Here is a 23,345-nt window from a genome sequence, read left to right on the forward strand (position 1 = left end):
TCCAGAAAGGCGGGCCGCAAGTCCCGCCTTTTTCCTTGCCCAGCCGAGCACTTGCCCGGTTCCGCCTCTGGACAGTTCCCCCACCAAAGGGGGATAGTCCGGCATCGGAGGTGCCCCATGGCCAATGACAAACCCTTTCAGTCCTTCACCGTCGAAACCCGTCCCGAAGACGGGCCGCCGCGACTGGCCGCGCTGCGTGCCGAGCTGGCGCGTCGTGAGCTTGACGGTTTCATCGTGCCGCGCACCGATGCCCATCAGGGCGAATATGTGACCGCGAAGGACGCGCGGCTTTTGTGGCTGACCGGCTTTTCGGGCAGCGCGGGCTATGGGATCGTGACGGCGGCGCAGGCCGGGGTCTTTGTCGACGGCCGCTACCGCGTGCAGGTCAAGGGCGAGGTCGATCTCGCGCATTTCACGCCGGTGAACTGGCCCGAGACCTCGCTCGCAGATTGGCTGCGTCAGGCTTTGCCCGAGGGCGGGCGCGTGGCCTATGACCCTTGGCTGCAAAGCCGCAAGGAAATCCGCGATACCGAAGCCGCGCTCGCGGGGGCGAATATCGCGCTGGTGCCGAGCGAGAACCTTGTCGATCAGATCCGGACCGATCAGGCCGCAGCGGTCTCGGGGCCGGTCCGGCTGCATGACGAGGCGATTGCGGGCCGCACGGCAGCCGAGAAACGCGTCGCTTTGGCGGCAGAGCTGAAGGCGCGCGGGCAGGCCTCTACCGTGCTGACGCTGGCCGATTCCATCGCCTGGCTCTTGAACATCCGCGGCGAGGATCTACCGAAAAACCCCGTGGTTCAGGGCTTTGCCGTGGTCGATGACAAGGGTCAGGTCCAGCTTTTCTCTGAGCCCGCGAAATTCGGCCCCGAGGTCCGCGCGAAGCTGGGCAATGATGTGGTGATCCTGCCGGTCGAGGGCCTGCCCGCCGCCTTGGGCGAGTTGAACGGCCCGGTGCGGCTTGATCCCGCCTCGGCCCCCGATGAGGTCTTTCGTCTGGTCGAAGCGCGCGCCGATGTCGTCGAGGCCGCCGATCCGGTGGTGCTGCCGAAAGCGATCAAGACCGCCTCGGAGATCGAGGGGATGCGTCAGGCCCATCTGCGCGATGCCGTCGCCATGGTCGAGATGCTGGCCTGGCTCGATGCCCAACCGGTCGATGGCTCGCTCGATGAAATCGCGGTGGTCAAGAAGCTGGAAAGCCTGCGCCGGGCGCAGGGCGCGCATGATGTCAGCTTCGACACGATCAGCTCGACCGGGCCGAATGCGGCGATCAACCATTACCATGTGAACGAACAGACCAATCTGCCGATCCGCGACGGCGAGCTGTTGCTGCTCGATTCGGGCGGGCAATACCGCGACGGCACGACCGATATCACCCGCACCATTCCGATGGGCCAGATCACCGCGCGCCACCGCCTGCCCTATACGCTGGTCCTGCAAGGCATGGTCAATCTGTCGCGGCTGAAATTCCCCAAAGGCCGCGCCGGGCGCGATCTCGACCCGGTGGCGCGCGCGCCCTTGTGGACGGCGGGGCTCGATTTCGACCACGGCACCGGCCACGGCGTCGGCGCAGCGCTTTGCGTCCATGAGGGGCCGGTGCGGATTTCGCGCGTGTCGGAAATTCCGCTGCAACCGGGCATGATCCTCTCGAACGAGCCCGGCTATTACCGCGAGGGCGATTTCGGCATTCGCATCGAGAACCTGATCGTCGTGACCCCATCCGACAGCCCGGATGGCCGCGAGATGCTGGGTTTCGAGACGCTGACCTGGGTTCCGATCGACACCCGCCCGCTTGATCTGACGCTGATGTCGAAAGCTGAAATCGACTGGCTCAACGCCTATCACGCCGAGGTGCGCGCGAAAGTCGCGCCGCTGGTCACCGGCGCCGCGCATGACTGGCTGATCCGCGCGACCGAGGCTTTGGGGTAAGCCGCGTCTCCGCGATCTCGCCGCGCTGGCAGCGGGATCGCGGGCTCTGACCCGGGGCGGAAGGCGGCGCCTGCCCCGCGACCCGGTTTGACAAGGGTTTGACAAAGGGATGAAGTTTTTGCTTTTTTCGGGGCGGCACCTGTCAGGTGATCGGCGCGATTGGCAAAAGACCCGCCCGACCGTCCTATGGTTGTTACAATCGCAGTCCATCCGAACGGCCTGACCTCGCGGCCTGCCGATCTGCGAAAGCCCGCCCGATCTGGCCCCTCCGCCGCGCGGGATGGCTCAGCGGTGGGCCAGCGGCGGGCCCATCACCACCCGCCCCGGCGGAGAGACGGAGACAAAAATGCGCTATGCGGTTTACCACCTTCCCGAAGACCCGCTTGGAGATTGGGGCAGCGCTTGGCTCGGTTGGGACATCCGCACAGGCCAAACGCGGACCCAGCCCGAGGTCACGGGCCTGCCAAAGCCCCTCGCCGCGCTGACGGAGATCCCGCGCCGCTACGGCTTTCACGCCACGCTGAAGGCGCCGATGGTGCTGGCCGAGGGCGCCAAGCCGGATGAGTTGGCCGCCGCGTTGCGCACCGTTGCCGCGCGCCATCGTCCCCTTGCCCTGACGATGCAGCTCGTCACCGATTGGGGCTTTCTCTGCCTGCGCCCGCAGCATCAGCCCTCTGCCCTGCATGCGCTCGAGGCCGATCTGGTGCAAGAGCTCGACCGCTTCCGCGCCGCGCTGAGCGCCGAGGATCGCGCCCGCCGCCAGCCAGAGCGTCTGAGCGATGCGGCGCGCAACCATCTCGACCGCTGGGGCTATCCCCATGTGCTCGAACTTTTCCACTATCACCTCACCCTCTCGGGCCCGATTACCGAGGAAGAGGGTGACGCGCTGAAGGCCCGGTTGTCGGGCCCGCTCGGCGCGCTGATCGAAGCACCGATGCCGGTCTCGAAACTCGCGCTGGTGATCGAGCGCCCGGATCGCCAGTTCGAGCTGGTCGAAGAGGTCGCGCTCGGCTGACCTAGGCTTTGCCCGATAAAGTGGCAGATGCCACGTCATCGGGCAGATCCTGCGGGCAACGGGCCGGGCGCGCGGCACGGGCGGACGCTGGACCTTGCCTTGCGCCCCCACGGCCCCCATCCCGATCAGAAGCAATGGCGGAGAGCGGCAATGATGGTCAGGGATGCGAGCCCCGAGGATGTGGCGGCAATCGCCGAGATCTATAATGACGCGGTGCGCACCACGACCGCGATCTGGAACGACAGCACCGTCGATGCCGCGAACCGTCTGGCCTGGATGCAGGATCGCACCCGTCTGGGCTATCCGGTTCTGGTCGCGACCGGGGCCTCGGGCGAGGTGCTGGGCTATGCCTCTTTCGGCGATTGGCGCGCCTTTGACGGCTATCGCCACACCGTCGAGCATTCGGTCTATGTCGCGCGCGATGCGCGCGGTCAGGGGATCGGCAAGGCGCTGATGGTGGCGCTGATCGAGCGCGCGCGCACGATTGGCAAACATGCCATGGTCGCGGCGATCGAGGCGGGCAATCAGGGCTCGATCGAGCTCCACCGCAAGCTTGGTTTTCGCGACGCGGGCGTGCTGACCGAGGTCGGGATGAAATTCGGGCGCTGGCTCGATCTCGCGCTTTTGCAGCTCACGCTCGATGCGCGCTCGACGCCTGCGGGCTGATCAAAGCCATTTCTTCCAGCGAAAGAGCAGGAAGGTCGCGACCGAAGAGGCGACCATCAGCGCGAGCGCGGTTTCATAGCCCCAGGGCGCGCTGAGTTCGGGCATATGGGCGAAGTTCATGCCGTAGACGCTGGCAATCAGGGTCGGCGGCATGAAGAGCGCAGCCACGACGGAGAGGATCTTCACGGTGGTGTTCTGGCGCAGGTTGATCATGCCCATGGTCGCATCGACGACCAGCGTCACCCGCGCATCGAGAAAATCGGAATGGACCTGCAACGCGTGAATATCGCGCTGGATCGCCGCGAGATTGGGACGCAGCTTCGCGGCCTCGCTGCGCCGCTCGATCACCGGCAGATGAAAGGTCAGCATCCGCTCGAGCGTCATCAGGCAGAGCCGGACCCGGCTGACCAATTCGGCATTGCGCCCAACCGTGACCAATGCGCCGCGCAGTTCTTGATCCGATGAGTTTTCCGCCTTGCCCAGAATCTCGCCCGAGGTCTGTTCTAGCACCCTCCCCACACCTTCAAGCAGATCGGCCATCCGCGCGACGATCTCTTCGTTCAACCCGACAAAGATCCGCTCGGCCGAGCCGACGCCGCAAGAGCTTTGATCGGCGCGGGTCGGATAGGTCGCGAAAGAGCGCGGCTCGTGATGGCGCACCGTGACCAGACGCGTCGCCGAGAGAATGAAGGTGACCGGACCCAGAATGGAATGGCCGCGCAGGTCCTGCCCCGGCACCATCGCGGTCATATAGGCGGTCTCGCCCTCGAGATAGAGCCGGTTCGAGATCTCGATCTCTTCCATATCCTCGAGCGTCGGCACCTCGACGCCAAGCCGCGCCATCGCCGCGATCTCGTCGGGATCGGGGATGAAAAGGTCGATCCAGACGGCAGCGGCCAGATCGGTTTCGGGCGGCAACAGCGCAAGGCCCTTTTCGGCGGGAACATAGGCTTTCAGCATCGGCATCCTCCGGCTTGCGCATCGCCCCTCCTGCGTAACCTGCCTGCCCGGAGGGTCAAGCGCGCTTTCCCCTGACCGCGCGCCGTGTTGTCACGCGCATTTCACACTTTTTGCGCAAGATGTGGGCAGTTCACCGTCCCGCCACCGAAGGTCGTTATGCGGCAGCTTCCTCCCCTGCGCCTGACCGGCGCGACGATCCTGCGCGACGGCGAGCTCAGACAGCGCTCGGTGGCGATCGAGCGGGGGCGCATCAGCAAAGGCCCCCTGCCCGCGGTCGAGCTTGACGGCTATCTGATCCTGCCCGGGATCATTGATCTGATGGGAGAAATTCCGGCCATGACCGCGCCCTCGACGCCGACGACGCTGCTGCGCGCGCAGCAGGTTGCGGCGGCTCAGGCCGGGATCACGACGGGCTGGATCGCGCTGCCCTGGTCGTGGAACCTCGGACCCGACGGTGCGGCGCGCACGGCGGCCCTGCTGATCGCGATGAACCATCCCAGTGGCCCGGTCGATCTGCGCCCGGCCTTGCGGGTCGAGGTCTCGCGCACAAGTGACGGCGCGCGGCTGATTGATCTGATCGGCCAGCATCGCCCCAAGCTCATCTATTTCGAGAACCGCCGCGAGGCGCTGGTCGATCTGCGCCTGAAAAACCCGACCGGATTTGAGGAGGCCGCCCGCCAGTTCGGCCTGAGCGCGGCAGGCCTCAGCGCGGCGCTTGATGCGGTCCAAAGCCATCTGCGCGAGATCCCGCGTCATCTCTGCCGGGTCGCCGAGGCGATGGATGCGATCGGCGGCAGCTATGGCAGTCTGGACGACGCCGGCGGCGATGTCCGCGAGACCTATTCGATGATCGGCGCGCGGCTCGCCACCTGCCCGCTCTCCTATTCCGCCGCCGCAGTGGCGCGCGCGATGGACAATCCCGTCCTGCTGGCGCCGCGCAGTGACGCGCTGGCCAATGATCTTATCCGCTCGGGCATGGTCTCGGGATTGGTCTCGCGCGGGGAAGGCGCAGAGATCGCCCAACGCGCGCTGGCGCTTTCCGGCGCGGATCTGGCGGGACTGCCGAAGATCTGGCCGCTGGTCTCGTCGCGGCCCGCTGAAATCTGTGGGCTCGCCGATCGCGGCACGCTCGATCATGGGCGGCGCGCCGATCTGGTCATCATCCGCCGCGACAGCCGTCAGGTCGAGGCGACGATCTGCGCGGGCCGGTTGGCCTATGCCGAGGGCGAGGCGAAAGCGCGCTTCGATGCCATTCTGGGCGGCCCCGATCAACGGGCGACCGCCGCCGAGTGAGGCGATTGGAAACGTTAACCAATTTGTGTTTCCTGGGGAACTTCTCAGCCCATGGCGCATTGATTAGATGTGTCGTGTAACGAGTAACCAGTGCCCAGTAACGAGTAGCAAAGGCTAAGGATGCGCCCGGGAGCATCCTCCCTTTTTGTCTGGTATTCATCAGTTCGGATCTGAAAAGATCCTCATGTGGCCTTCTTCACAATCTGCCCCAAACCGCTCGCATCGCAGTCTTGCCATGCGCTGATGAAGTATGCGCGAATTTGACCGGGGAGTGGATCAGCGATCGCGGCCCGCCAAACCGCACCCGCTTTCGCCGCGCCTGACTGTAGACCTGCGCCTAGACCAGCCGGTCGCGCGTGGTGTCCCTGCCGTTGTCATGGCGGCGCGCGAAATCGCCGAGCTTTTCATCGGCCTCCGAGCGGCTCCAGCCATATTTTTCCTGCAACAGCGCCGAAAGCCTGTCGCGTTGGCCCGCGACCTCGGCCATTTCCGCCGCGCTCAGGGCGCCCCATTTTTCCATGAGCACCAGTTTCACGCGATCCCATTCGCGCTCGATCACATCCCAGTCCATCGCCTTCCCTCCGGCCAGACAGCGGCCTATGGGCGAACCGCGCGGCATCGCGCACGGTTCCCCGAGCAGCGGTCAGTTCACGCGATTGGGTGCGGCGCGCCCTTCGGCAAAGGCGATCAGATTGTCGAGCGCCATCATGCCCATACTCGTGCGCACCTCCTCGGCGGCGGTGCCCAGATGGGGCAGCAACACCGCATTTTCAAAGGCCCGCAGCGCCTCGGGCACAATCGGCTCGCGCTCGAAGACATCGAGCCCGACACCGGCGATCTTGCGCTCTGCAAGCGCGGCGATCAGCGCGGCCTCTTCGACGACATCGCCGCGCGCGATATTGATGAGATAGCCCTGCGGCCCCAGTCGCGCCATTTCGGCGGCCCCGATCAAATGGCGCGTCTCGGCCCCGCCCGGCACTGCGACAACCGCGAAATCGGCCTGAGCGAGCATGTCATGGAGATCGTCGATCTGCTCGGCGGGAAAGCCCAAGGCCGAGACCGGCGAGCGGTTGAAGAAGATCACCCGCATGCCAAAGCCGAAATGGCAGCGCTGCGCGATCGCCTTGCCGATGCGCCCCATGCCGATGATGCCGACGGTCTTGCCGCTGACATGAGTGCCCAGAAGCTGGGTCGGCTGCCAGCCGGTCCATGCGCCTGCGCGCAACAGCCGTTCGCCCTCGCCCGCGCGGCGCGCCACCATCAGGATCAGCGTCAGTGCAATATCAGCGGTCGAATCGGTAACCGCGCCCGGCGTGTTCGAGACCGGCACCCCCGCCGCTGCTGCCGCCTTGACGTCGATATGGTTGTAACCCGCCCCGAAATTCGCCACGAACTGGCAGCGGATCGGGCCCTCGAAGGCCTCGGCGGTAAAGCGGTCGCCAAGCGTCGGCAGGATCAGATCGTAATCGGCCAGCGCCTGCCGGGCCTCTTGCGGCGTCAGACCGGCGGTCACATCCTGAAAATCGCAGTCAAAGCGCGCAGCCAGCGCCTTTTCGGCCGCAGGCGTCATGCGGCGGGTCACCAGAAGCTTCATCAATACATCCTTCCACCAACGGGAACGTCCTTGTCCGGCACCAGAAGCACGACCTCGCCATCGGGATCGGGCAGGCCCAGCACCAGAACCTCGGACATGAATTTGCCAATCTGGCGCGGCGGGAAGTTGACCACGCCCATGACCTGTTTGCCGATCAAAGTTTCGGGATCATAATGCGCGGTGATCTGTGCGGACGAGCGGCGCTCGCCGATCTCGGGGCCGAAGTCGATCCAGAGCTTGATCGCCGGGCGGCGCGCTTCGGGATAGGGCTCGGCGCGGGTGATGCGGCCGACGCGGATGTCGACGGCGGCGAAATCATCATAGGCGATCTGGCGCCCGGGCGCGGTCTCGCTCATTTGCCAAGCTCCCGCCCGCGTGCGGTCGCCGCCGCCACCGTGCGCTTCATCAGGGGCTCAAGCCCGGTTTCGGGGTCCATGAGCTGCGAGAGTCCCGCCGCCGTCGTGCCATTCGGAGAGGTCACGCGCTGGCGCAGGACCGAGGGGTGCTCGTCGCTCGCAAGCGCAAGCGCGCCCGCGCCCGCAACCGTCGCCTTCGCGAGCTCCAGCGCCATCTCGCGCGGCAGGCCCTCGGCCTCGCCCGCCGCCGCCATCGCCTCCATGAGATAGAAGACATAGGCCGGGCCCGAGCCCGAAAGGCCGGTCACCGCATCCATCTGATCCTCGCCCGCAAGCCGCACCACCGCGCCCACCGCCGCCATCAGCGCCTCCGCGAGATCGAGATCGGCGGCGCTCGCGCGGGCATTGCCGACGATCGCGGTCATGCCCTTGCGGATCGCGGCGGGCGTGTTCGGCAGGGTGCGCACGACCGGCGCCTGCGGAAAAGCCGCCTCATAAGCGGCGATGGTCGTGCCCGCCGCGCAGGTCAGGACCAGCGTATCCGCGCCCACCCGCGCCTGAAGCGTCGGCAAGACCTCGGCCATCATCTGGGGCTTGACGGCGATCATCAGCACGGCGGGATTTTTGGGCAGATCCGCGTTCACGGCAATGCCAAGACCGGCGAGATCGGCGCGCGGGTTGGGATCGATCACCCCCACCTTACGCGGGTCGAGACCACCGTCGAGCCAGCCGTCCAGAAGCGCCCCGCCCATATTCCCACAGCCAACGAGCACAAGCCCGCGTTCATTCAGCTTTGCCAGTTCCATCTGTCCCCCCAATCGACGCGCTTCCCCCGCGCAACTGGCCCGGCCCTGAGACCGGGCATCCTGATGCGCGCTCAGGCCAAGCGCTCAGGCCGCATCCTCAGGCCCGTCCGTAGGCCTCGGCCATCGCGATGTCCAGAGCCTGAGCCGGCTCGGCATCGCCCCAGCAGGTGAGCTGGAACGAGGGGTAATAGCGCTCGGAATTCTCGATCGCGCTGCGGATCATGCGGTCGATCTGCTCTGGCGTTGCCAGCGATTCGCCCGAGAGCACCAGCCCGTAGCGCCAGACCATCAGCCGCTGCTCGGGCCAGAAGGCGAAGGAGCCGTCCCAGACCTGATCATTGGCGAGGTTCATCAGCTCATAGAGCTTGGGCAGGCGTTTGCGGGGCGGGTCCATGTCGAAGGTGCAGATCAGACGCAGCACCTCCTCACGGGCCGACCAGGCGAGGGTCAGCGAATAGCTGCGCCACTGGCCCTCGACCGACATCGCGATCTGGTCCTCGGCAACGCGGTCGAAATCCCAATCATGATGGGTCGCGACGGTCTCGACGATGTCGATCGGATCGATCTCATCGCTATGGATATACTGCTCGAGCTGCGCCATGCCTGCCCCTTTGCTGTCGATGGCGGGGAAGATCCCCCAACCATTGGTAGCTTCAACTACACCCGGCGTTTTGATGCCGTCGTGCTACTAAATATCGTGTTCTTGAAGTTCCGGACTGTAAAGCGAAATTTCCATGACAGGCAGATAGCTGCGGGCGCAATCCACAGCTTTGTCGATTCCATCCACAGGCCTTCAACAGTTCGCTTGAAGTTTTCCCCGCCCCCCTGTTCAAGAAATCGCAAATGGAGGGGCGAAAATGCGCGATCACGGCGGAGATATCGATAAAGCCGCGAAAAGATTCGGGGGGGCGGACTGGATCGACCTCTCGACGGGAATCAATCGCAGGCCCTGGCCGGTCGCAGGGATCTCGGATCATGCCTTGCAGGCCCTGCCGACAGCGGCCGCTTTCACCCGGCTGCAAGAGGTCGCGGCGGGCTGGTTCGGCTGCGATCCGGCGCTAGTCGTGCCTTTGTCGGGCGCCTCGGCGGGCATTCAGTTGCTGCCGCGCCTGCTGCCGCGCGGGCGCGCGGCGGTGCTCTCGCCGACCTATAACGAGCATGCAGCCAGCCTGCGCGCGGCGGGCTGGCAGGTCGATGCGCCGACCACGGTCGCGGCCTTGCACGGCGCCGATCTGGCGGTGATCGTCAATCCGAACAATCCCGATGGCCGCGTCTGGTGGCCTGCCGAGATTGCCGAGCTGTCGCGCTATGTCGGCCATCTCATCGTTGACGAAAGCTTCGCCGATCCCCGCCCCGATCTCTCAATCGCCGATGCGCCGCCCGCCAATGTGACGGTGCTGCGCTCTTTCGGGAAGTTCTGGGGTCTGGCCGGGCTGCGTCTGGGCTTTGTCGTCGGACATGAGGGCCTGACGCGCCGCTTGCGCGACCGGGCCGGGCCTTGGGCGGTCAGCGGCCCCGCGCTGGAAATCGGCGCGGCGGCGATGGCAGATCGGGGCTGGGCCGAGGATACGGTGGTCTGGCTGGCCGAGGCCGCGACCCATCTCGACCAGATCATGACGCAAGCGGGCTGCGGCTTTGTCGGCGGCACGCATCTTTTCCGGCTTTACGATCTGGAGGATGCCAGCGCGATGCAAGAGCGGCTCGCGCGTAGCGGCATCTGGAGCCGCATCTTCCCGTGGAACCCGCGCTGGCTGCGTCTGGGTCTGCCTGGCAGCCGCGAGGAATTCGCGCGGCTGCAAGACGCTTTGAAGGCTTAGAGCACCTTGTTCACATGACCCATCTTGCGGCCGGGGCGTGCCTCGCCCTTGCCGTAAAGATGGATCTGGGTGCGCGGCTGTTTCAGCAAGGCCGGGATCTGCTCGACATCATCGCCGATCAGGTTCTGCATCTCGACATCGGCATAGCGGCTGCCATCGCCAAGCGGCAGACCGGCCACGGCGCGGATATGCTGCTCGAACTGATCGACCGCGCAACCCCCCTGCGTCCAATGGCCCGAGTTATGGACGCGCGGCGCGACCTCGTTCACGATCAGCCCCGAGGCGGTCACGAACAGCTCGACCCCCATGACGCCGACGTAATCAAGCGCATTGACGATGCGCGCGGCAATCAGCACCGCATCGGTCAGAACGCCATTCGGCTGGCCGCTCGGCACGGTCGTGGTGCGCAAGATGCCCTCGCGGTGGACATTGAGCCCGGGATCAAAGGCCGAGACCTGCCCGTCCTGACCGCGCGCGACGATGACGCTGATCTCGGCCGAGAAATCGACGAAACCTTCCAGCACCGAAGGCGCACCGGTCCAGTCGCGTTGACCGGGTTCGGTGATGCGGATCTGGCCCTTGCCGTCATAGCCCATGCGGCGGGTCTTGAGGATCGAAGGGGCGCCAACGGCGGCAATCGCAGCCTCCATCCCTTCAGCACTCTCCACCGCCACATAAGGCGCGGTCTTGAGCCCGATCGAGCTCAGGAAATCCTTTTCCGTCAGCCGGTCCTGCGACACTGCCAACGTCTTGCGGTTCGGGCGAATGGGCCGCAGGCTTTCAATGAGATCGAGTGCCGAGGTCGGCACATTCTCAAACTCATAGGTCACGACATCGACGGATTGGGCGAAGGCGCGCAGAGCGGCCTCGTCCTCATAGGGCGCGTTGGTGACCTGATAGGCGACATCGCCCGCAGGCGCGGCACCCGGCTCATAGATATGGCTGCGATAGCCCAGACGGCTTGCGGCAACCGACAACATCCGGCCCAATTGGCCGCCGCCGAGAATGCCGATGGTCGCGCCGGGTTTCAGGATCTCAGTCATCGGAGGGCTCCTCGGGGATCGAGGCGGACAAAGCCGCGCGCCAGGCGTCCAGCCGCTCGGCCAAAGCCGCATCGGTGATCGCGAGAATGCCCGCTGCCATCAGCCCGGCATTGGCGGCACCCGCCGCCCCGATGGCCATAGTCGCGACCGGATAGCCCTTGGGCATCTGAACGATCGAATAAAGCGAATCGACGCCCGAAAGCGCCTTGGTCTGGACCGGCACGCCGATCACCGGCACCCGCGTTTTCGAGGCCATCATGCCGGGCAGATGCGCCGCCCCGCCCGCGCCCGCGATGATCACTTTGAGCCCGCGCGACACCGCGCTCTTGCCGTAATCCCAGAGCCGGTCGGGCGTGCGATGCGCGCTGACGATCTTCGTCTCATAGCTGACCCCGAGCTCATCGAGAATCTTTGCAGCCTCGCGCATGGTCTGCCAATCGGACTGGCTGCCCATGATGATTCCGACCGGTTTGTCCATCGCTTGCCCTCATTCGATCCGTGCCCCGGCCTTAACGCGCGGGAACGGTGCACGCAATCATGCGATGATATCGGGCGTCAGATCGTCCTCGATCCGCGAGATCCGGTCCTTGAGCGCCAGCTTTTGCTTCTTGAGCCGCTGGAGCGTCAGCGAGGAGGTCAGCGTCTGGCTGGTCAGCGCGATGATCGCCTCGTCGAGATCGCGGTGCTCGCGCTTGAGCACCGCAAGTCGTGCGCGGTGGATCTCTTCCGGAGACATTTCGTGCTGGGACGTCATCATCTGGCCTCGAACTGCTTATGGCTGTTTATAGACTGCCCGTTTCGGCCGGTTAACTGCAAGGCCGCATCTTGTTCGGCGCCGTCTGCGCTCACATATTGGCAGGGTCGGATTGCCAATCAGGGGTCCGGCCGACAGTCGCTTTGCTGCAAAGGACTAGAGCAGATGACGAAGATTTCACTGGCCACCCATCCGTTCCTTCTGGGCTTCGACCAATTGGAACGTCTGGCCGAACGCGCTGCCAAGGGCGCGGAAGGCTATCCGCCCTATAATATCGAACATGTTGGGGCGAATGGCTTTCGGATCACTCTCGCGGTTGCCGGTTTCTCGGAAGAGGATCTGTCGATCACCCTTGAGGAACGCCAGCTCGTGATTCGCGGCCGTCAGGCCGAGGTCGATGAGAGCCGGGTGTTCCTGCATCGCGGCATCGCGTCGCGCGCCTTCCAGCGCAGTTTCGTGCTGGCCGACGGGGTCGAGGTGATTGCGGCGGGGCTCGAAAACGGCCTGTTGAACATCGACCTCAGACGCTCTGTTCCCGACAGCATTGTCCAGACCATCCCGATCAGCCGCAAAGAAAGGGGATCGCAATGAATACGAAGTTCGACTTCAGCCAGGAAACGGACAACACCGTCTATATCCGCCGCGTCGCGGTTGCGACTTTGCCGCAGGATGTGCGCGATCAGGTCGAAGGCGTCGAGGCGCTTTATGCCGTTCATGGTGCCGATGGCGAACGGATCGCTTTGGTGAAAGATCGCGGGCTCGCCTTCATGCTGGCGCGTGAAAACGAAATGAGCCCGGTCAGCGTTCACTAAGCAATGCTGCGCGCGTCGCTGACGAAACCGAGCCTTGCCAGCGCGTCTCAGTTGCGCGCTGGCATAACTCTGTCGCAACCGGCAGCGCCAAACTTGTCGCCAAAACCCGCCGGATTGGCTCCGGCCTTCGCAAGATAGGGCAGGACGATCTGGCTGCGGATGGCCTTGGCCGTGCTGCGGCGCTTCCAGTATTTTCGCTTTCCGCACAGCAGACCAAAGACACTGCGGCGCGCGGCCTCGACGCGGCGCAGCTTCTGGCGCCAGTTGTGGCGATGCGGCGGCGGCATGAGGTCGGCAATGCGCCCGGCGTGGAAATGCCAGATCTCGCCGAAAGCCACATTCCACATCCAAGGCTTCACATTCACCACATAATGCAGAACCGAGATCCGGCTCGGCAGCTCCTCGACGCATTTATAGGTCGGGAGATTGGCATAGATGTTGTATTGCGCGGGCAAGAGCACGATCCGGTCGCGGCAGACGATATTGATCGCGGATTGATCCTCGCAATACCAAGCGGCCTTGGGGTCGGACAGGATTTCGAGGCAGCGGCAGCTTAGCTTTTCCGCGCGCCAGACCGGCAGATTCATCACCAAAAGGCCCGAGTTCACATATTCGCCAAGCCGAGTCCCGGTCGCGGCCAGTTCTCGCGGGGCGGGCGAAGGATCGGCCACGGCGGCAATCGGGCAATCGCCGAGCTCGACCTGCATCAGCGCGGACAGGTCATCGACCACGATCATATCGCTGTCCATATAGACGAGACGATCGTCCTCGGGCAGCAGCTCGGGGATGAGCAGGCGCATATAGGCAGCGCGGTTCAAATGAGCGCGGCGCACCGTCAGATGGGCAAAGCGCGAGGCCTCGATGGAAATCCGGTCGATGCGCAGGGACAGCCGGGTCGCGAGCTCGGCCAGTTTGCGACAATTGTCTTCGGCAATCCCCATATCCAGCACGGTGAAGCGCACGCGGGGATTGTGAAAGGCGGTCGAGGCGATCAGCGCCATGACCCCGGCCATGTAATTGTTATCCGATCCGGTGACGATATGAAGCATGTCCATGGCCTCGGAAGATGTCATTCGCTTTTGCCCTGCCACGCCTGTTCGAGCCAGTCGATCTTGCCGATCCGACGATACCATTTACCACCTTTGCCCGAAAACACGTCATCCATCTTGGGACTGCCGGCAAAGACAACGATGCGCGCGGTCTCGGGCAGGCTCGGGTCGCTGACATAGCTCAGCAGATGGCGCGGCACGCAATCGTTCTTGAAACTGACGCACCAGCCTTTGGGCCAGTAGGACAGCTGACCCTTGCGGTCGAGCTCGGCGCTGACGAATTGTTGTTCATGCTCATATTGCGCCGCGATCTCGCCCGGCGCGGCCAGATAGCCCTGCAAGATGCTGCCAAAGCCGCCGACGGTGAAGCGAAAGACCGAGGTATTCGCGACCATATGCAAAAAGCGGTCCCGCGTCGGGCGCAGCTTGCGCAGGGGTTTCGGGCGGAACAGATCATCGTCGCGAATGCCGATGAAGGTGCCGGGCAGCTCGAAGAAGGGCGAAAGATCGCGCACGACAACCAGATCGAGATCCAGAAACAGCGCCATCCCCTGAAGCCCGAAGAGATCGGGCTGAAACAGCGCCAGCTTGCGCCAACGGGTATCGCCATTGCCGGGCGGAAGGCCCAGCTCGGGCAGAGGAAAGGCCTCGATCCCCGGCTCAAACCCGACCGCGTCATCGGTGAAACAGATAAAGCGATGGGGTCGGGCAAGGTTGCGGCGGACCTGCCGGGCCAGCCGGTTCACATCGTCGGCACTGTAAAGCGTGCCCCATTTCATCGTCAGGATGAGGACGGGCTCGGACATCTGGGCTCCTCAAGGCGCATGTGGAGGCCATATCAGCATGGACCGCGCTCTTCAACGAGGGGCGCGGTCAGCAAGCGGTGAGCAGCTTAGTCGGCGGTCGCGACTTCTTCGACCGCGGCATCGGGATCGGGCAGACCGGCTTCGTGATGCTCGGCCAGATATTTCTCGGCATCGAGCGCGGCCATACAGCCCATGCCCGCGCTGGTCACGGCCTGACGATAGACGTGATCGGTCAGATCGCCCGCGGCAAAGACGCCCGGGATCGAGGTGCGGGTCGAGCCCGGCTCGACCTTCACATAGCCGCCGTTGTGCAGCTCAAGCTGGCCCACGACCAGCTCGCTCGCAGGCGCATGGCCAATCGCGATGAAGACGCCATCGACCGCGAGATCGCGCTCGGCGCCGGTTTTCACGTCGCGCAGCTTCAGCCCGGTCACGCCAAGCGGCGCGCTGGTGCCTTCGACCTCGGCGATCTCGTGATCCCAGAGCACCTCGACCTTCGGGTTCTTGAACAGGCGGTCCTGCAGGATCTTTTCCGAGCGCAGGCTGTTGCGGCGATGAACCAGCGTCACCTTGCTGGCGAAATTCGTCAGGTAAAGCGCCTCTTCCACCGCCGTATTGCCGCCACCGATCACGGCAATCGGCTTGTTGCGGTAGAAAAAGCCGTCGCAGGTCGCGCAAGCCGACACGCCAAAGCCCTTGAATTTCTCTTCCGAGGGCAGCCCAAGCCAGCGCGCCTGCGCGCCGGTCGCCAGAATGACCGCATCGGCGGTGATTTTCGCGCCGCTGTCGAGATGGGCGACAAAAGGCCGCACCTGCAGATCAAGACGGTTGACGGTGTCCATATGGATCCGCGTGCCCATCGCGCGCGCATGCGCTTCCATGTTCACCATGAGGTCGGGGCCTTGAATCTCGGTGTGGCCGGGCCAGTTCTCGACTTCGGTGGTGATGGTCAGCTGACCGCCCGGCTGCATGCCCTGAATAAGCACAGGCTCGAGCATGGCCCTTGAAGCATAGACGGCAGCCGTGTAACCGGCGGGACCCGAGCCGATGATGAGCAGACGGGTATGCGCGGGCAGTTCAGTATCGGACATGGCGCAGGGCCTTTCGCTTGAATTCCGTGGTCAGAGGTTTAGGTAAACATCGCCGCGACCGGTTGCAATGTGTCGCCCTTCGTGGGGCGTCGCCGCGTAACGTCAGAAAGAATATTGCGATTCCGGTTCTGCCACGGTAGTTTCCGGCAAGAAACGTAGCCCTGATGGGCAAGAGGGATTTATGAGCGCTGCCAGACTTGACGATATCGACCGCAAGATTCTGGCAGAGTTACAGGCCGATGGTCGGATGACCAACGTCGAACTCGCTCGGCGCGTCGGCATCTCGGCCCCGCCCTGCCTGCGCCGCGTCCGCGCGCTCGAGGAAACCGGCTATATCCGTGGCTATCACGCCGATATCGACCCGCGCGAGCTGGGCTTCGAGGTGCAGGTCTTTGCCATGGTGCGCCTGCACAGCCAGTCGGAAAAAGACCTCTCGGCCTTCGAGGCTCAGGCACGCAGCTGGCCTTTGGTCCGCGAATGTCACATGCTCAACGGTGAGATCGATTTCATCCTGAAATGCGTCTCGCCCGATCTGCCGACCTTCCAGCGCTTTCTGACCGAGGGGCTGACCTCGGCCGAGAATGTCGCCAGCGTCAAGACGAGCCTCGTGATCCGCTGCGCCAAGGACGAGCCCGCGATCCCGTTTGAAGTCGTGGAAAGCCGCCTCGCCTGAGGTGAACCGGACGGGGCGCGCGACCAAAGCGCGCCCGCCCACCTGCCCTTCCGGCGCGTCCTCTTACAACACAATCGCCGAAATCAGCCGCCCGTAATCGGCGGCGCCCTCATGGGTGGCGCGGCGATAGGAAAAGAAGCGCTCGGGATCGGAATAGGTGCAATGATGCGTCCAAGCGGCGCTGACGCCCGCCTCGCGCAGCCGCATCAGGCCAAAGCCCGGCAGATCGAACATCGGCCTCCCGTTCAGCCCGCCCGAGAAAAAGCGGCCATAGCTTGGGTCTTCGGCGAGAAACTGATCCATGAACTCGTCGCCGACCTCATAGGCGCGCTGACTGATCGTCGGGCCGATGACGGCGCGGATATGGCGCGCGCCCAGATCCTCCATCGCGGCAACCGTCGCCTCGATCACGCCGCCAAGCGCGCCTTTCCAGCCCGCATGAGCCGCGCCGATCACCCCGGCCTTGGCATCGGCAAAGAGAATCGGCTGGCAATCGGCGCTGAGCACGCTCAGGACCACACCCGGCAGCGTCGTCACCATGCCATCGGCACGGGTCGCGGCCAGTTTTTCCAGATCGGTCTCGGCGGTGATCGTCATGACATCGGCGGAATGGACCTGATGGACCGAGGCCAGCCGCTCGATACCGGCCCCCATCGCCTCGGCCACACGCGTGCGGTTGATCGCCACGATCTCTGCCTGATCGCTCGACCCGCGCCCGCAGTTCAGCCCGGAAAACAGCCCCGAGCTTGCGCCCCCCTTGCGGGTGAAGAAGCCGTGCCGCACGGGGGCGAGCAGTTCGGCGGTCAGGATTTCAAGCGTGGTTTGCATGATTGTCCTACGGTTGGAAGCCCGGAGGCGGGGGAGCGTCGGGCGCCCAAAGCGCCATCACTTTGAAGAGGTGCCCCATTTCCGCCGCATCGGTCAAGCGATGAAGCGCGGCCCGCGCGCCGGCGTCGCCAGCGGCCTCCAGACGCGCCGCGCGCGCTGCGATGCCAAGGCTGAGCAGCCAATCGCCCTGCGGCTGCATCCGCGAGGCGCGCGCGCCTGCGGTCTCGGCGGCCCGCGCGATCGGCTCGAAATCGACATGGGCGGTCAGATCGGCCTCGCCGGGATGGGCGAGCGGGTCCTCGGGCTGATGGCGGCGCAGCGCCTGAAAGCTGTCGCCCCGGCCCCGCCAATTGCCGTAATCGAGAAAGATCGCCGCCCCGCCCTGACGCGCAATCCGGCCCGCGATCTCGGCGGTGATGGGCGCGGCTGCGGGGCAAACCTCGCGCAGCTCGCCCAAGGGGGCAGGTTCGCCCGGCTGGGGGGCGGCAAGGCCAAGCGTGAGCGCGCCCTCGGGGTCCAGCGCAATGATCCGCTCGGCCCAGCCCGCCTCGACGCGCTGGAACTGGCGGATCGGCAAGGCGTCAAAGAACTCGTTGGCCACAAGAAACAGCGGCTGTTCAGGCAGATCGGCCGCCTGATCGAGATGGCGCACCGGACCCAGTTTTTCGCGCTGGACGGCGCGCAAATGCGGCGAGGCCTCGATCAGCGTGATCTCGGCCGCCGCAACCATGCCCGGCACATTGCGGATCGCGCGCAGAAGATCGGCCATCAGCGTGCCGCGCCCCGGGCCGATCTCGGCGAGGGTAAAGGGCGCGGGACTGCCCTGATCGAGCCAGGCCTGCGCCAAGGCCAGCCCGATCATCTCGCCAAACATCTGGCTGATCTCGGGCGCGGTGATGAAATCGCCGCCTGCCCCGAAGGGATCGCGGGTGGCGTAATAGCCATGCTCGGGGTGGAGCATGCAGAGCTGCATATATTCATCTAGCCGCATCGCGCCCGCAGTGCGCAGACGCGCGGCAATGAGGCGCGCGAGCGGGGTCATGCGCGGCGCCCTATGCGCTCACCGGCGGTCGCCGCAGCGCATAGAGGATAAAGCCCAGCCCGACGAGAATCATCGGCAAGGACAGCTCTTGGCCGCGCGAAATCCCCCAGACCGGACCGCCAAGGACATGACCCAGCGGATTGTCCGGCGTGATGAACCGTGCATCGGCCTGACGGAAGAACTCGACGATGAAACGGCTGATGCCATAGCCCGCAACGAAAATGCCGAAAGCGAGACCCGGACGCTTCAGCCCGCCCGCGCGCACCACCGCGAAAAGGATGATCGCCAGCATGACGCCTTCGAGCGCGGCCTCGTAAAGCTGGCTCGGATGGCGGGCGCACAGCCCGACCACGCCGGGGCAATTCTGCGCGGCCTCGCCGGGGAAGATCACGCCCCAGGGCAGATCGGTCGGACGCCCCCAAAGCTCGGCGTTGATGAAATTCGCGATCCGGCCCAGCCCGAGCCCGATCGGCGTCGCCACGCCCAAGGCATCGGCCAGCCGCAGCGTCGGGATATGGTGCTTGCGGCTATACCAGAGCGAGGCCAGCACCACGCCGAGAAAACCGCCATGGAAAGACATGCCGCCCTGATCGATGCGGATGATCTGACCGGGATTGGCGAGGTAGAAATCGAGATCGTAGAACAGCACGAAGCCCAGCCGACCGCCCAGCACCACGCCGACGATGACCCAGGTCAGCAGCTCCTCGACCTTGCCCGGCTCCATCGGCGGCGTGCCGCCCCAGAGCGCGGGGCGTTTCATCAGCCGCACGATGATCCACCAACCGATCAGCAGGCCCACAAGATAGGCCATCGCATACCAGCGCAGCGAGAAGGCCTGTCCGAAGAGATGCACGGTAAAGATCTCGGGCGAGATATCGGGAAAGGGGATCATGGGCGTCTCGTCTCACCTTCTGCTTGCGTCGGGCCGGGCAGAGGGACATTGAACCCGCCCTGCGTCAGCGCCATATAGATAGCAACACCGATCCGAAAGGCCACCTATGACCGCGCAAAACCGTATCTTCGACGATCTCAGCAAACTGATGACCAATGCGATGGGCGTGGCCCAAGGCGCAAAGGACGAAGCGCAAACCGCCTTCAACGGCTGGATTGACCGCTGGCTGGCTGATCGCGACTTTGTGACCCGCGAGGAATTCGAAGCGGTCCGCGAAATGGCGATCAAGGCCCGGACCGAGAATGCCGAGCTGCGCGCGCGTCTTGATGCGCTGGAAGCTCGGGCCAAGGTCTAAGGCTTCACCCGATCCTTGAGCTTGCCTGTCCGGTCGTAAAGCAGCACCTCGCCCGTATCGGTCACCACCACCACCCAATCGCGGGCGAAGGTGACCGCTTCGGGCCTCGCGCCCTCGGGCAAGGTGATCTGAGCGGGCAGGTCCGGCAAAGGCGCACCCGCGCCCAGCCGGAGCCACAAGATCGCCACAATCGCCAGCACGCCGATGCCCATGACCACGGCAAGCCCCGTGACAAGGGCGCGCAGGTAGCGCAGCATCGGCAGAGCCTGCTCTGCCCCATTTTCTTCGTTGAATTTTCCGGACATGCCCGACCTCATCATCACCCTGCCCGACGGCACGACCGACAGGCTTGATAAAGCCCTTACCGCTTTCGCGCCAGAGGAAGCCGCGCTCTCGCGCTCGCGCCTGGCCAAACTGATTGCAGATGGCGCGATTTCCGGCCCGCTCGGCCCGGTCCTCGACGGCAAGGCCAAGGCCACCGCTGGCGATTACACCATCTCACTTGGCGAGCCCGAGCCGATCGAGGCCCAGCCCGAGGCGATTGCCCTCAATATCGCCTATGAAGACGATGAGCTTATCGTGATCGACAAACCCGTCGGCATGGTCGTCCATCCCGCGCCGGGCAGCCCGTCGGGGACGCTTGTGAATGCGCTTTTGCACCATTGCGCGGGCAGTCTGTCCGGCATTGGCGGCGCCGCGCGTCCGGGGATCGTGCACCGGATCGATAAAGACACGTCCGGGCTTTTGGTCGTCGCCAAGACCGACCGCGCCCATCAGGGGCTCGCCAAGCAATTCGAGGACCACAGCGCGGCGCGGCGCTATCTTGCGGTGGCTTACGGCGTGATCGACGGCGCCGATGCCCGCCTCGCCGGGCTCAAGGGCACGAATTTCGAGCCAGGCGGCGTGCTCAAGATCACCTCGCTTCTCGGCCGTCACCCGACCGACCGCCAGCGTCAAGCCGTCAGTTTTGAGCACGGCCGCCATGCCGTGACCCGCGCCCGCATGATCGAAGCTTTCGGTACGCCGCCCTCGGCCATGCTGGTCGAATGCCGGTTGGAAACCGGGCGCACCCATCAGATCCGCGTCCATATGGCCTATGCCGGGCTGGGTCTGGTTGGCGATCCGACCTATGGCGGCAACCGCAAACTCTCGCCGAAATCGGTCAGCGAAGAGGCGGTGCGCGCGGTTGCAACCTTCCCGCGCCAGGCGCTTCACGCCGCCCATCTGGGCTTTTCACATCCGGTCACGGGAGCGTTATTATCGTTTAATAGCCAACTGCCTGACGACATGACAGAATTACTAGGACATTTGCGCGGCCGCCCGGGTTCAAGCACGATTTGACCGTTTCGGAACCCCGCCCGCCCGTGCGCGTTTCAGCTATAACCTCGCTTTCTGCGGGAACAGGGATTTGCTCATGGCAACTTACACGAACCTCCCGGCTCCGAGCCCCGAACAGGGGCTGAACCGCTACTTGCAGGAAATTCGCAAATTTCCGCTGCTCGAACCGGAAGAGGAATATATGCTGGCCAAGGCTTGGGTCGACCATCAGGACCCGGGTGCCGCGCAGCGGCTGGTGACCAGCCACCTCCGCCTCGCCGCCAAGATCGCGATGGGTTATCGCGGCTATGGCCTGCCGCAAGCCGAGGTGATTTCCGAAGCGAACGTCGGGCTGATGCAGGCGGTCAAGCGCTTTGACCCCGAGAAAGGCTTCCGACTCGCGACCTATGCGATGTGGTGGATCCGCGCCTCGATCCAGGAATATATCCTGCGCTCGTGGTCGCTGGTGAAAATGGGCACGACCTCGGCGCAGAAGAAACTGTTCTTCAACCTGCGCAAGGCCAAGGCCAAGCTCGGCGCGCTCGAGGAAGGCGATCTCCGGCCCGAAAACGTCGCCCAGATCGCCAAGGATCTGAACGTGACCGAGCAAGAGGTCATCGACATGAACCGCCGCCTCTCGGGCTCGGACGCTTCGCTGAATGCGACCGTCGGCTCGTCCGAGGGCGAATCGACGGCGCAATGGCAGGATTGGCTGGAGGACGAGACCGCCGATCAGGCTGGCAGCTTTGCCGAGGCCGATGAGCTCTCGACCCGCCGCTCGATGCTGCTTGAGGCGATGGATGTGCTCAACGACCGCGAAAAGGACATTCTGATGGAGCGCCGCCTGCGCGACGAGCCGATGACGCTTGAGGATCTCTCGAGCCGTTATGACGTCTCGCGGGAACGGATCCGCCAGATCGAGGTGCGCGCCTTCGAAAAGCTGCAGGACCGGATGCGGGTTCTGGCGCAGGAAAAAGGCATGACGATCCCGGCCTGAACCCCGCGAGATGGGCCGGATCGCGTGCATGACCGCCGACCCTCGGCCCTTGCCGTGGCGGCGGTTTGTGCTTTTCGCGCCGATGGGCGGCGATAATGCTCTTTTGCCGCCCTTCCCGGGCAGATCGCCCATTGCCTTTGGCGGTCTTCCCGGCCATTTCCCGGAGCCATGGTTGACCGCCCCGTTTCCGCGCATAAGGTCAGGACCATGGGACAGGGATCTGCGGCGCCACCATGACTGCGCTTAACCAGTATCAGCGGCTCGAAGCGGTCGGCACTTGGCGGGAGACGCCGAAATCGCAGCGCAGGGACGTGATCGTCTCTGTCGGCGATGCCACGCTGGTCTTGACCGATCCGCGCTCTGATATCCCTTTGGCCCATTGGTCCCTGCCTGCCGTGGTGCGTCTGAACCCCGGCAAGCGTCCGGCGCTTTACTCGCCCGGTGCCGGTGATGTCGACGAGAAGCTGGAAGTCGAAGACGATCTGATGATCGCCGCGATCGAGAAGGTCCATCGCGCGATCGACGCCAGCCGTCCGAACTCGGGCCGAATGCGCGCGAGCCTGCTGCTCTCGCTTGGCGCGGTTTGTCTTTTCGCGGCGGTGATCTGGCTGCCGCCCGCCATCGTTAACCATGCCGCACAGGTCGCCCCGCCCGCCCAGCGCAGCGAGATCGGCCAGATGATCCTCGGCGAAATCGAGCAGATCACCGGCAACGCCTGCCAGCGCCCTGCCGCCAGCGCCGCCGCCCGGGATTTTGCCGAACGCCTGCTCGGGCCCGGTCACCGCGTCGCGGTCCTGCCGACCAAGCTTGACGAAGCGATCCGTCTGCCCGGCCCGGTGACGGTGATCGGCAGCGATCTGATCTCTGGCCAGCATTCCCCCGAGGTCGCGGCGGGCTATATCCTGGCGGCCGAGGCCATCGCCCGGCGCGATGATCCGCTGTTCACGGCGCTGCGTTTTGCCGGGCCGCGCGCGGCCTTTCACCTGCTGACCTCGGGCGATCTCACGCGCGACGCGCTCGACGGCTATGGCGAGCGGCTTTTGAAATCGCCGCCCGCCCCCGCCGATGACGAGCGCCTTCTCAAGCTCTTCGAACAGGCCGGGGTGTCGAGCGTGCCCTATGCGCGTGCGCTTGACCCGACCGGCGAGGCGACGCTTGGCCTGATCGAGGCCGATCCTTTCCGCACCGCTTTGCCCGCCGCTCTGCTTGACGACCGCGAATGGGTGGCCCTGCAGCAGATCTGCGATGAGTAA

At 64.8% G+C, this 23,345-nt stretch carries 28 protein-coding genes; 12 read left to right on the forward strand and 16 right to left on the reverse strand.

Features of this window, described 5'->3' with window-relative positions; translation table 11 throughout:
* Nucleotides 1-117 precede the first annotated feature (117 nt).
* The 3 genes from JCM7686_RS12375 to JCM7686_RS12385 all read left to right on the forward strand — a co-directional run bounded on the left by JCM7686_RS12375 (nucleotide 118) and on the right by JCM7686_RS12385 (nucleotide 3,607).
* On the forward strand, nucleotides 118-1,926 hold the full coding sequence (locus JCM7686_RS12375) for an aminopeptidase P family protein (protein ID WP_020951157.1): 1,809 nt from the start codon (nucleotides 118-120) through the stop codon (nucleotides 1,924-1,926).
* Between the two features lie 346 nt (nucleotides 1,927-2,272).
* Nucleotides 2,273-2,941, forward strand: coding sequence for a DUF1045 domain-containing protein (locus tag JCM7686_RS12380; RefSeq protein ID WP_020951158.1), 669 nt, complete (start codon nucleotides 2,273-2,275; stop codon nucleotides 2,939-2,941).
* Between the two features lie 150 nt (nucleotides 2,942-3,091).
* The gene (locus tag JCM7686_RS12385) at nucleotides 3,092-3,607 is read left to right on the forward strand and encodes a GNAT family N-acetyltransferase (RefSeq protein WP_020951159.1); all 516 of its coding nucleotides are present in this window, start codon (nucleotides 3,092-3,094) and stop codon (nucleotides 3,605-3,607) included.
* Here JCM7686_RS12385 and JCM7686_RS12390 read toward each other — a convergent pair whose 3' ends face one another.
* Nucleotides 3,608-4,567: a magnesium transporter CorA family protein gene (locus JCM7686_RS12390; protein WP_020951160.1), complete on the reverse strand. Its 960-nt coding sequence runs from the start codon at nucleotides 4,565-4,567 to the stop codon at nucleotides 3,608-3,610. It abuts the gene before it with no gap.
* 156 nt (nucleotides 4,568-4,723) lie between these two features.
* Here JCM7686_RS12390 and JCM7686_RS12395 point away from each other — a divergent pair, with 156 nt between their 5' ends.
* Entirely contained in the window at nucleotides 4,724-5,860 is a 1,137-nt protein-coding gene (locus JCM7686_RS12395; protein WP_020951161.1) for an amidohydrolase family protein, read from the forward strand.
* A 337-nt stretch (nucleotides 5,861-6,197) separates the two neighbouring features.
* Here the strand turns inward: JCM7686_RS12395 and JCM7686_RS12400 are convergent, their stop codons facing one another.
* From JCM7686_RS12400 to JCM7686_RS12420, 5 genes are all read right to left on the reverse strand, one after another.
* Nucleotides 6,198-6,431, reverse strand: coding sequence for a CsbD family protein (locus JCM7686_RS12400; RefSeq protein WP_051201563.1), 234 nt, complete (start codon nucleotides 6,429-6,431; stop codon nucleotides 6,198-6,200).
* A 72-nt stretch (nucleotides 6,432-6,503) separates the two neighbouring features.
* Entirely contained in the window at nucleotides 6,504-7,454 is a 951-nt protein-coding gene (locus JCM7686_RS12405) for a 2-hydroxyacid dehydrogenase (protein WP_020951163.1), read from the reverse strand.
* The gene (locus JCM7686_RS12410; protein WP_020951164.1) at nucleotides 7,454-7,810 is read right to left on the reverse strand and encodes a tRNA-binding protein; all 357 of its coding nucleotides are present in this window, start codon (nucleotides 7,808-7,810) and stop codon (nucleotides 7,454-7,456) included. The genes JCM7686_RS12405 and JCM7686_RS12410 overlap by 1 nt, the downstream gene beginning before the upstream one ends.
* A complete protein-coding gene (proC, locus tag JCM7686_RS12415; RefSeq protein ID WP_020951165.1) occupies nucleotides 7,807-8,616 on the reverse strand; it encodes a pyrroline-5-carboxylate reductase in 810 nt (269 codons plus the stop codon). The genes JCM7686_RS12410 and proC overlap by 4 nt, the downstream gene beginning before the upstream one ends.
* A 97-nt stretch (nucleotides 8,617-8,713) precedes the next feature.
* Nucleotides 8,714-9,217, reverse strand: coding sequence for a type III secretion system chaperone family protein (locus tag JCM7686_RS12420; protein WP_020951166.1), 504 nt, complete (start codon nucleotides 9,215-9,217; stop codon nucleotides 8,714-8,716).
* 256 nt (nucleotides 9,218-9,473) lie between these two features.
* On the opposite strand from JCM7686_RS12420, the gene cobD reads away from it, so the two are divergent.
* Entirely contained in the window at nucleotides 9,474-10,433 is a 960-nt protein-coding gene (cobD, locus tag JCM7686_RS12425) for a threonine-phosphate decarboxylase CobD (RefSeq protein WP_020951167.1), read from the forward strand.
* On the opposite strand, the gene JCM7686_RS12430 is transcribed toward cobD, so the two are convergent.
* Genes JCM7686_RS12430 through JCM7686_RS12440 form a run of 3 tightly spaced genes read right to left on the reverse strand, consistent with a single transcriptional unit; the run spans nucleotide 10,430 to nucleotide 12,230 of the window.
* On the reverse strand, nucleotides 10,430-11,476 hold the full coding sequence (locus JCM7686_RS12430; protein ID WP_020951168.1) for a 5-(carboxyamino)imidazole ribonucleotide synthase: 1,047 nt from the start codon (nucleotides 11,474-11,476) through the stop codon (nucleotides 10,430-10,432). The genes cobD and JCM7686_RS12430 overlap by 4 nt on opposite strands.
* The gene (purE, locus tag JCM7686_RS12435) at nucleotides 11,469-11,954 is read right to left on the reverse strand and encodes a 5-(carboxyamino)imidazole ribonucleotide mutase (RefSeq protein ID WP_020951169.1); all 486 of its coding nucleotides are present in this window, start codon (nucleotides 11,952-11,954) and stop codon (nucleotides 11,469-11,471) included. Before purE ends, JCM7686_RS12430 begins: the two co-directional genes overlap by 8 nt.
* Before the next feature lie 57 nt (nucleotides 11,955-12,011).
* The gene (locus JCM7686_RS12440) at nucleotides 12,012-12,230 is read right to left on the reverse strand and encodes a YdcH family protein (RefSeq protein WP_041527892.1); all 219 of its coding nucleotides are present in this window, start codon (nucleotides 12,228-12,230) and stop codon (nucleotides 12,012-12,014) included.
* Between the two features lie 165 nt (nucleotides 12,231-12,395).
* Here JCM7686_RS12440 and JCM7686_RS12445 point away from each other — a divergent pair, with 165 nt between their 5' ends.
* Together JCM7686_RS12445 and JCM7686_RS12450 are read left to right on the forward strand one after the other, a co-directional pair.
* Nucleotides 12,396-12,821: an Hsp20 family protein gene (locus JCM7686_RS12445; protein WP_020951171.1), complete on the forward strand. Its 426-nt coding sequence runs from the start codon at nucleotides 12,396-12,398 to the stop codon at nucleotides 12,819-12,821.
* Complete coding sequence (locus tag JCM7686_RS12450) at nucleotides 12,818-13,042, forward strand: DUF1150 family protein (RefSeq protein WP_020951172.1); 225 nt, start codon at nucleotides 12,818-12,820, stop codon at nucleotides 13,040-13,042. Before JCM7686_RS12445 ends, JCM7686_RS12450 begins: the two co-directional genes overlap by 4 nt.
* Nucleotides 13,043-13,089: 47 nt before the next feature.
* Here JCM7686_RS12450 and JCM7686_RS12455 read toward each other — a convergent pair whose 3' ends face one another.
* The 3 genes from JCM7686_RS12455 to trxB all read right to left on the reverse strand — a co-directional run bounded on the left by JCM7686_RS12455 (nucleotide 13,090) and on the right by trxB (nucleotide 15,988).
* The gene (locus JCM7686_RS12455) at nucleotides 13,090-14,115 is read right to left on the reverse strand and encodes a glycosyltransferase family 8 protein (RefSeq protein WP_158442361.1); all 1,026 of its coding nucleotides are present in this window, start codon (nucleotides 14,113-14,115) and stop codon (nucleotides 13,090-13,092) included.
* Nucleotides 14,112-14,897 carry a hypothetical protein gene (locus JCM7686_RS12460; protein ID WP_020951174.1) on the reverse strand — a complete coding sequence of 262 codons (786 nt, stop codon included), beginning with the start codon at nucleotides 14,895-14,897 and terminating at the stop codon, nucleotides 14,112-14,114. The genes JCM7686_RS12455 and JCM7686_RS12460 overlap by 4 nt, the downstream gene beginning before the upstream one ends.
* 86 nt (nucleotides 14,898-14,983) lie before the next feature.
* Entirely contained in the window at nucleotides 14,984-15,988 is a 1,005-nt protein-coding gene (gene trxB / locus JCM7686_RS12465; RefSeq protein WP_020951175.1) for a thioredoxin-disulfide reductase, read from the reverse strand.
* 181 nt (nucleotides 15,989-16,169) lie between these two features.
* On the opposite strand from trxB, the gene JCM7686_RS12470 reads away from it, so the two are divergent.
* Complete coding sequence (locus JCM7686_RS12470) at nucleotides 16,170-16,661, forward strand: Lrp/AsnC family transcriptional regulator (RefSeq protein ID WP_020951176.1); 492 nt, start codon at nucleotides 16,170-16,172, stop codon at nucleotides 16,659-16,661.
* A gap of 63 nt (nucleotides 16,662-16,724) precedes the next feature.
* On the opposite strand, the gene pgeF is transcribed toward JCM7686_RS12470, so the two are convergent.
* Genes pgeF through lgt form a run of 3 tightly spaced genes read right to left on the reverse strand, consistent with a single transcriptional unit; the run spans nucleotide 16,725 to nucleotide 19,423 of the window.
* On the reverse strand, nucleotides 16,725-17,489 hold the full coding sequence (gene pgeF, locus JCM7686_RS12475) for a peptidoglycan editing factor PgeF (RefSeq protein ID WP_020951177.1): 765 nt from the start codon (nucleotides 17,487-17,489) through the stop codon (nucleotides 16,725-16,727).
* A 7-nt stretch (nucleotides 17,490-17,496) separates the two neighbouring features.
* Nucleotides 17,497-18,531 carry a class I SAM-dependent methyltransferase gene (locus JCM7686_RS12480; RefSeq protein ID WP_020951178.1) on the reverse strand — a complete coding sequence of 345 codons (1,035 nt, stop codon included), beginning with the start codon at nucleotides 18,529-18,531 and terminating at the stop codon, nucleotides 17,497-17,499.
* A 10-nt stretch (nucleotides 18,532-18,541) separates the two neighbouring features.
* A complete protein-coding gene (gene lgt, locus JCM7686_RS12485) occupies nucleotides 18,542-19,423 on the reverse strand; it encodes a prolipoprotein diacylglyceryl transferase (RefSeq protein WP_020951179.1) in 882 nt (293 codons plus the stop codon).
* Nucleotides 19,424-19,529: 106 nt separating this feature from the next.
* Here lgt and JCM7686_RS12490 point away from each other — a divergent pair, with 106 nt between their 5' ends.
* Complete coding sequence (locus tag JCM7686_RS12490; RefSeq protein ID WP_020951180.1) at nucleotides 19,530-19,778, forward strand: accessory factor UbiK family protein; 249 nt, start codon at nucleotides 19,530-19,532, stop codon at nucleotides 19,776-19,778.
* Here the strand turns inward: JCM7686_RS12490 and JCM7686_RS12495 are convergent.
* Nucleotides 19,775-20,083: a DUF6476 family protein gene (locus tag JCM7686_RS12495; protein WP_041527338.1), complete on the reverse strand. Its 309-nt coding sequence runs from the start codon at nucleotides 20,081-20,083 to the stop codon at nucleotides 19,775-19,777. The genes JCM7686_RS12490 and JCM7686_RS12495 overlap by 4 nt on opposite strands.
* On the opposite strand from JCM7686_RS12495, the gene JCM7686_RS12500 reads away from it, so the two are divergent.
* From JCM7686_RS12500 to JCM7686_RS12510, 3 genes are all read left to right on the forward strand, one after another.
* Entirely contained in the window at nucleotides 20,082-21,119 is a 1,038-nt protein-coding gene (locus JCM7686_RS12500) for an RluA family pseudouridine synthase (RefSeq protein WP_020951181.1), read from the forward strand. The two genes, JCM7686_RS12495 and JCM7686_RS12500, sit on opposite strands and share 2 nt — an antisense overlap.
* Before the next feature lie 73 nt (nucleotides 21,120-21,192).
* The gene (gene rpoH, locus JCM7686_RS12505; protein ID WP_020951183.1) at nucleotides 21,193-22,092 is read left to right on the forward strand and encodes an RNA polymerase sigma factor RpoH; all 900 of its coding nucleotides are present in this window, start codon (nucleotides 21,193-21,195) and stop codon (nucleotides 22,090-22,092) included.
* A gap of 233 nt (nucleotides 22,093-22,325) precedes the next feature.
* Nucleotides 22,326-23,345: a hypothetical protein gene (locus JCM7686_RS12510; protein WP_020951184.1), complete on the forward strand. Its 1,020-nt coding sequence runs from the start codon at nucleotides 22,326-22,328 to the stop codon at nucleotides 23,343-23,345.

The organism is Paracoccus aminophilus JCM 7686, from assembly GCF_000444995.1.
GTDB classification, from domain to species: Bacteria; Pseudomonadota; Alphaproteobacteria; order Rhodobacterales; family Rhodobacteraceae; genus Paracoccus; species Paracoccus aminophilus.

What these genes read in the sequence shown, in the direction of transcription:
- JCM7686_RS12375 (WP_020951157.1), top strand. Translation starts at nt 118, where the DNA reads ATGGCCAATGACAAACCCTTTCAGTCCTTCACCGTCGAAACCCGTCCC.
- JCM7686_RS12380 (WP_020951158.1), top strand. Translation starts at nt 2,273, where the DNA reads ATGCGCTATGCGGTTTACCACCTTCCCGAAGACCCGCTTGGAGATTGG.
- JCM7686_RS12385 (WP_020951159.1), top strand. Translation starts at nt 3,092, where the DNA reads ATGATGGTCAGGGATGCGAGCCCCGAGGATGTGGCGGCAATCGCCGAG.
- JCM7686_RS12390 (WP_020951160.1), bottom strand. Translation starts at nt 4,567, where the DNA reads ATGCTGAAAGCCTATGTTCCCGCCGAAAAGGGCCTTGCGCTGTTGCCG.
- JCM7686_RS12395 (WP_020951161.1), top strand. Translation starts at nt 4,724, where the DNA reads ATGCGGCAGCTTCCTCCCCTGCGCCTGACCGGCGCGACGATCCTGCGC.
- JCM7686_RS12400 (WP_051201563.1), bottom strand. Translation starts at nt 6,431, where the DNA reads ATGGACTGGGATGTGATCGAGCGCGAATGGGATCGCGTGAAACTGGTG.
- JCM7686_RS12405 (WP_020951163.1), bottom strand. Translation starts at nt 7,454, where the DNA reads ATGAAGCTTCTGGTGACCCGCCGCATGACGCCTGCGGCCGAAAAGGCG.
- JCM7686_RS12410 (WP_020951164.1), bottom strand. Translation starts at nt 7,810, where the DNA reads ATGAGCGAGACCGCGCCCGGGCGCCAGATCGCCTATGATGATTTCGCC.
- proC (WP_020951165.1), bottom strand. Translation starts at nt 8,616, where the DNA reads ATGGAACTGGCAAAGCTGAATGAACGCGGGCTTGTGCTCGTTGGCTGT.
- JCM7686_RS12420 (WP_020951166.1), bottom strand. Translation starts at nt 9,217, where the DNA reads ATGGCGCAGCTCGAGCAGTATATCCATAGCGATGAGATCGATCCGATC.
- cobD (WP_020951167.1), top strand. Translation starts at nt 9,474, where the DNA reads ATGCGCGATCACGGCGGAGATATCGATAAAGCCGCGAAAAGATTCGGG.
- JCM7686_RS12430 (WP_020951168.1), bottom strand. Translation starts at nt 11,476, where the DNA reads ATGACTGAGATCCTGAAACCCGGCGCGACCATCGGCATTCTCGGCGGC.
- purE (WP_020951169.1), bottom strand. Translation starts at nt 11,954, where the DNA reads ATGGACAAACCGGTCGGAATCATCATGGGCAGCCAGTCCGATTGGCAG.
- JCM7686_RS12440 (WP_041527892.1), bottom strand. Translation starts at nt 12,230, where the DNA reads ATGACGTCCCAGCACGAAATGTCTCCGGAAGAGATCCACCGCGCACGA.
- JCM7686_RS12445 (WP_020951171.1), top strand. Translation starts at nt 12,396, where the DNA reads ATGACGAAGATTTCACTGGCCACCCATCCGTTCCTTCTGGGCTTCGAC.
- JCM7686_RS12450 (WP_020951172.1), top strand. Translation starts at nt 12,818, where the DNA reads ATGAATACGAAGTTCGACTTCAGCCAGGAAACGGACAACACCGTCTAT.
- JCM7686_RS12455 (WP_158442361.1), bottom strand. Translation starts at nt 14,115, where the DNA reads ATGACATCTTCCGAGGCCATGGACATGCTTCATATCGTCACCGGATCG.
- JCM7686_RS12460 (WP_020951174.1), bottom strand. Translation starts at nt 14,897, where the DNA reads ATGTCCGAGCCCGTCCTCATCCTGACGATGAAATGGGGCACGCTTTAC.
- trxB (WP_020951175.1), bottom strand. Translation starts at nt 15,988, where the DNA reads ATGTCCGATACTGAACTGCCCGCGCATACCCGTCTGCTCATCATCGGC.
- JCM7686_RS12470 (WP_020951176.1), top strand. Translation starts at nt 16,170, where the DNA reads ATGAGCGCTGCCAGACTTGACGATATCGACCGCAAGATTCTGGCAGAG.
- pgeF (WP_020951177.1), bottom strand. Translation starts at nt 17,489, where the DNA reads ATGCAAACCACGCTTGAAATCCTGACCGCCGAACTGCTCGCCCCCGTG.
- JCM7686_RS12480 (WP_020951178.1), bottom strand. Translation starts at nt 18,531, where the DNA reads ATGACCCCGCTCGCGCGCCTCATTGCCGCGCGTCTGCGCACTGCGGGC.
- lgt (WP_020951179.1), bottom strand. Translation starts at nt 19,423, where the DNA reads ATGATCCCCTTTCCCGATATCTCGCCCGAGATCTTTACCGTGCATCTC.
- JCM7686_RS12490 (WP_020951180.1), top strand. Translation starts at nt 19,530, where the DNA reads ATGACCGCGCAAAACCGTATCTTCGACGATCTCAGCAAACTGATGACC.
- JCM7686_RS12500 (WP_020951181.1), top strand. Translation starts at nt 20,082, where the DNA reads ATGCCCGACCTCATCATCACCCTGCCCGACGGCACGACCGACAGGCTT.
- JCM7686_RS12495 (WP_041527338.1), bottom strand. Translation starts at nt 20,083, where the DNA reads ATGTCCGGAAAATTCAACGAAGAAAATGGGGCAGAGCAGGCTCTGCCG.
- rpoH (WP_020951183.1), top strand. Translation starts at nt 21,193, where the DNA reads ATGGCAACTTACACGAACCTCCCGGCTCCGAGCCCCGAACAGGGGCTG.
- JCM7686_RS12510 (WP_020951184.1), top strand. Translation starts at nt 22,326, where the DNA reads ATGACTGCGCTTAACCAGTATCAGCGGCTCGAAGCGGTCGGCACTTGG.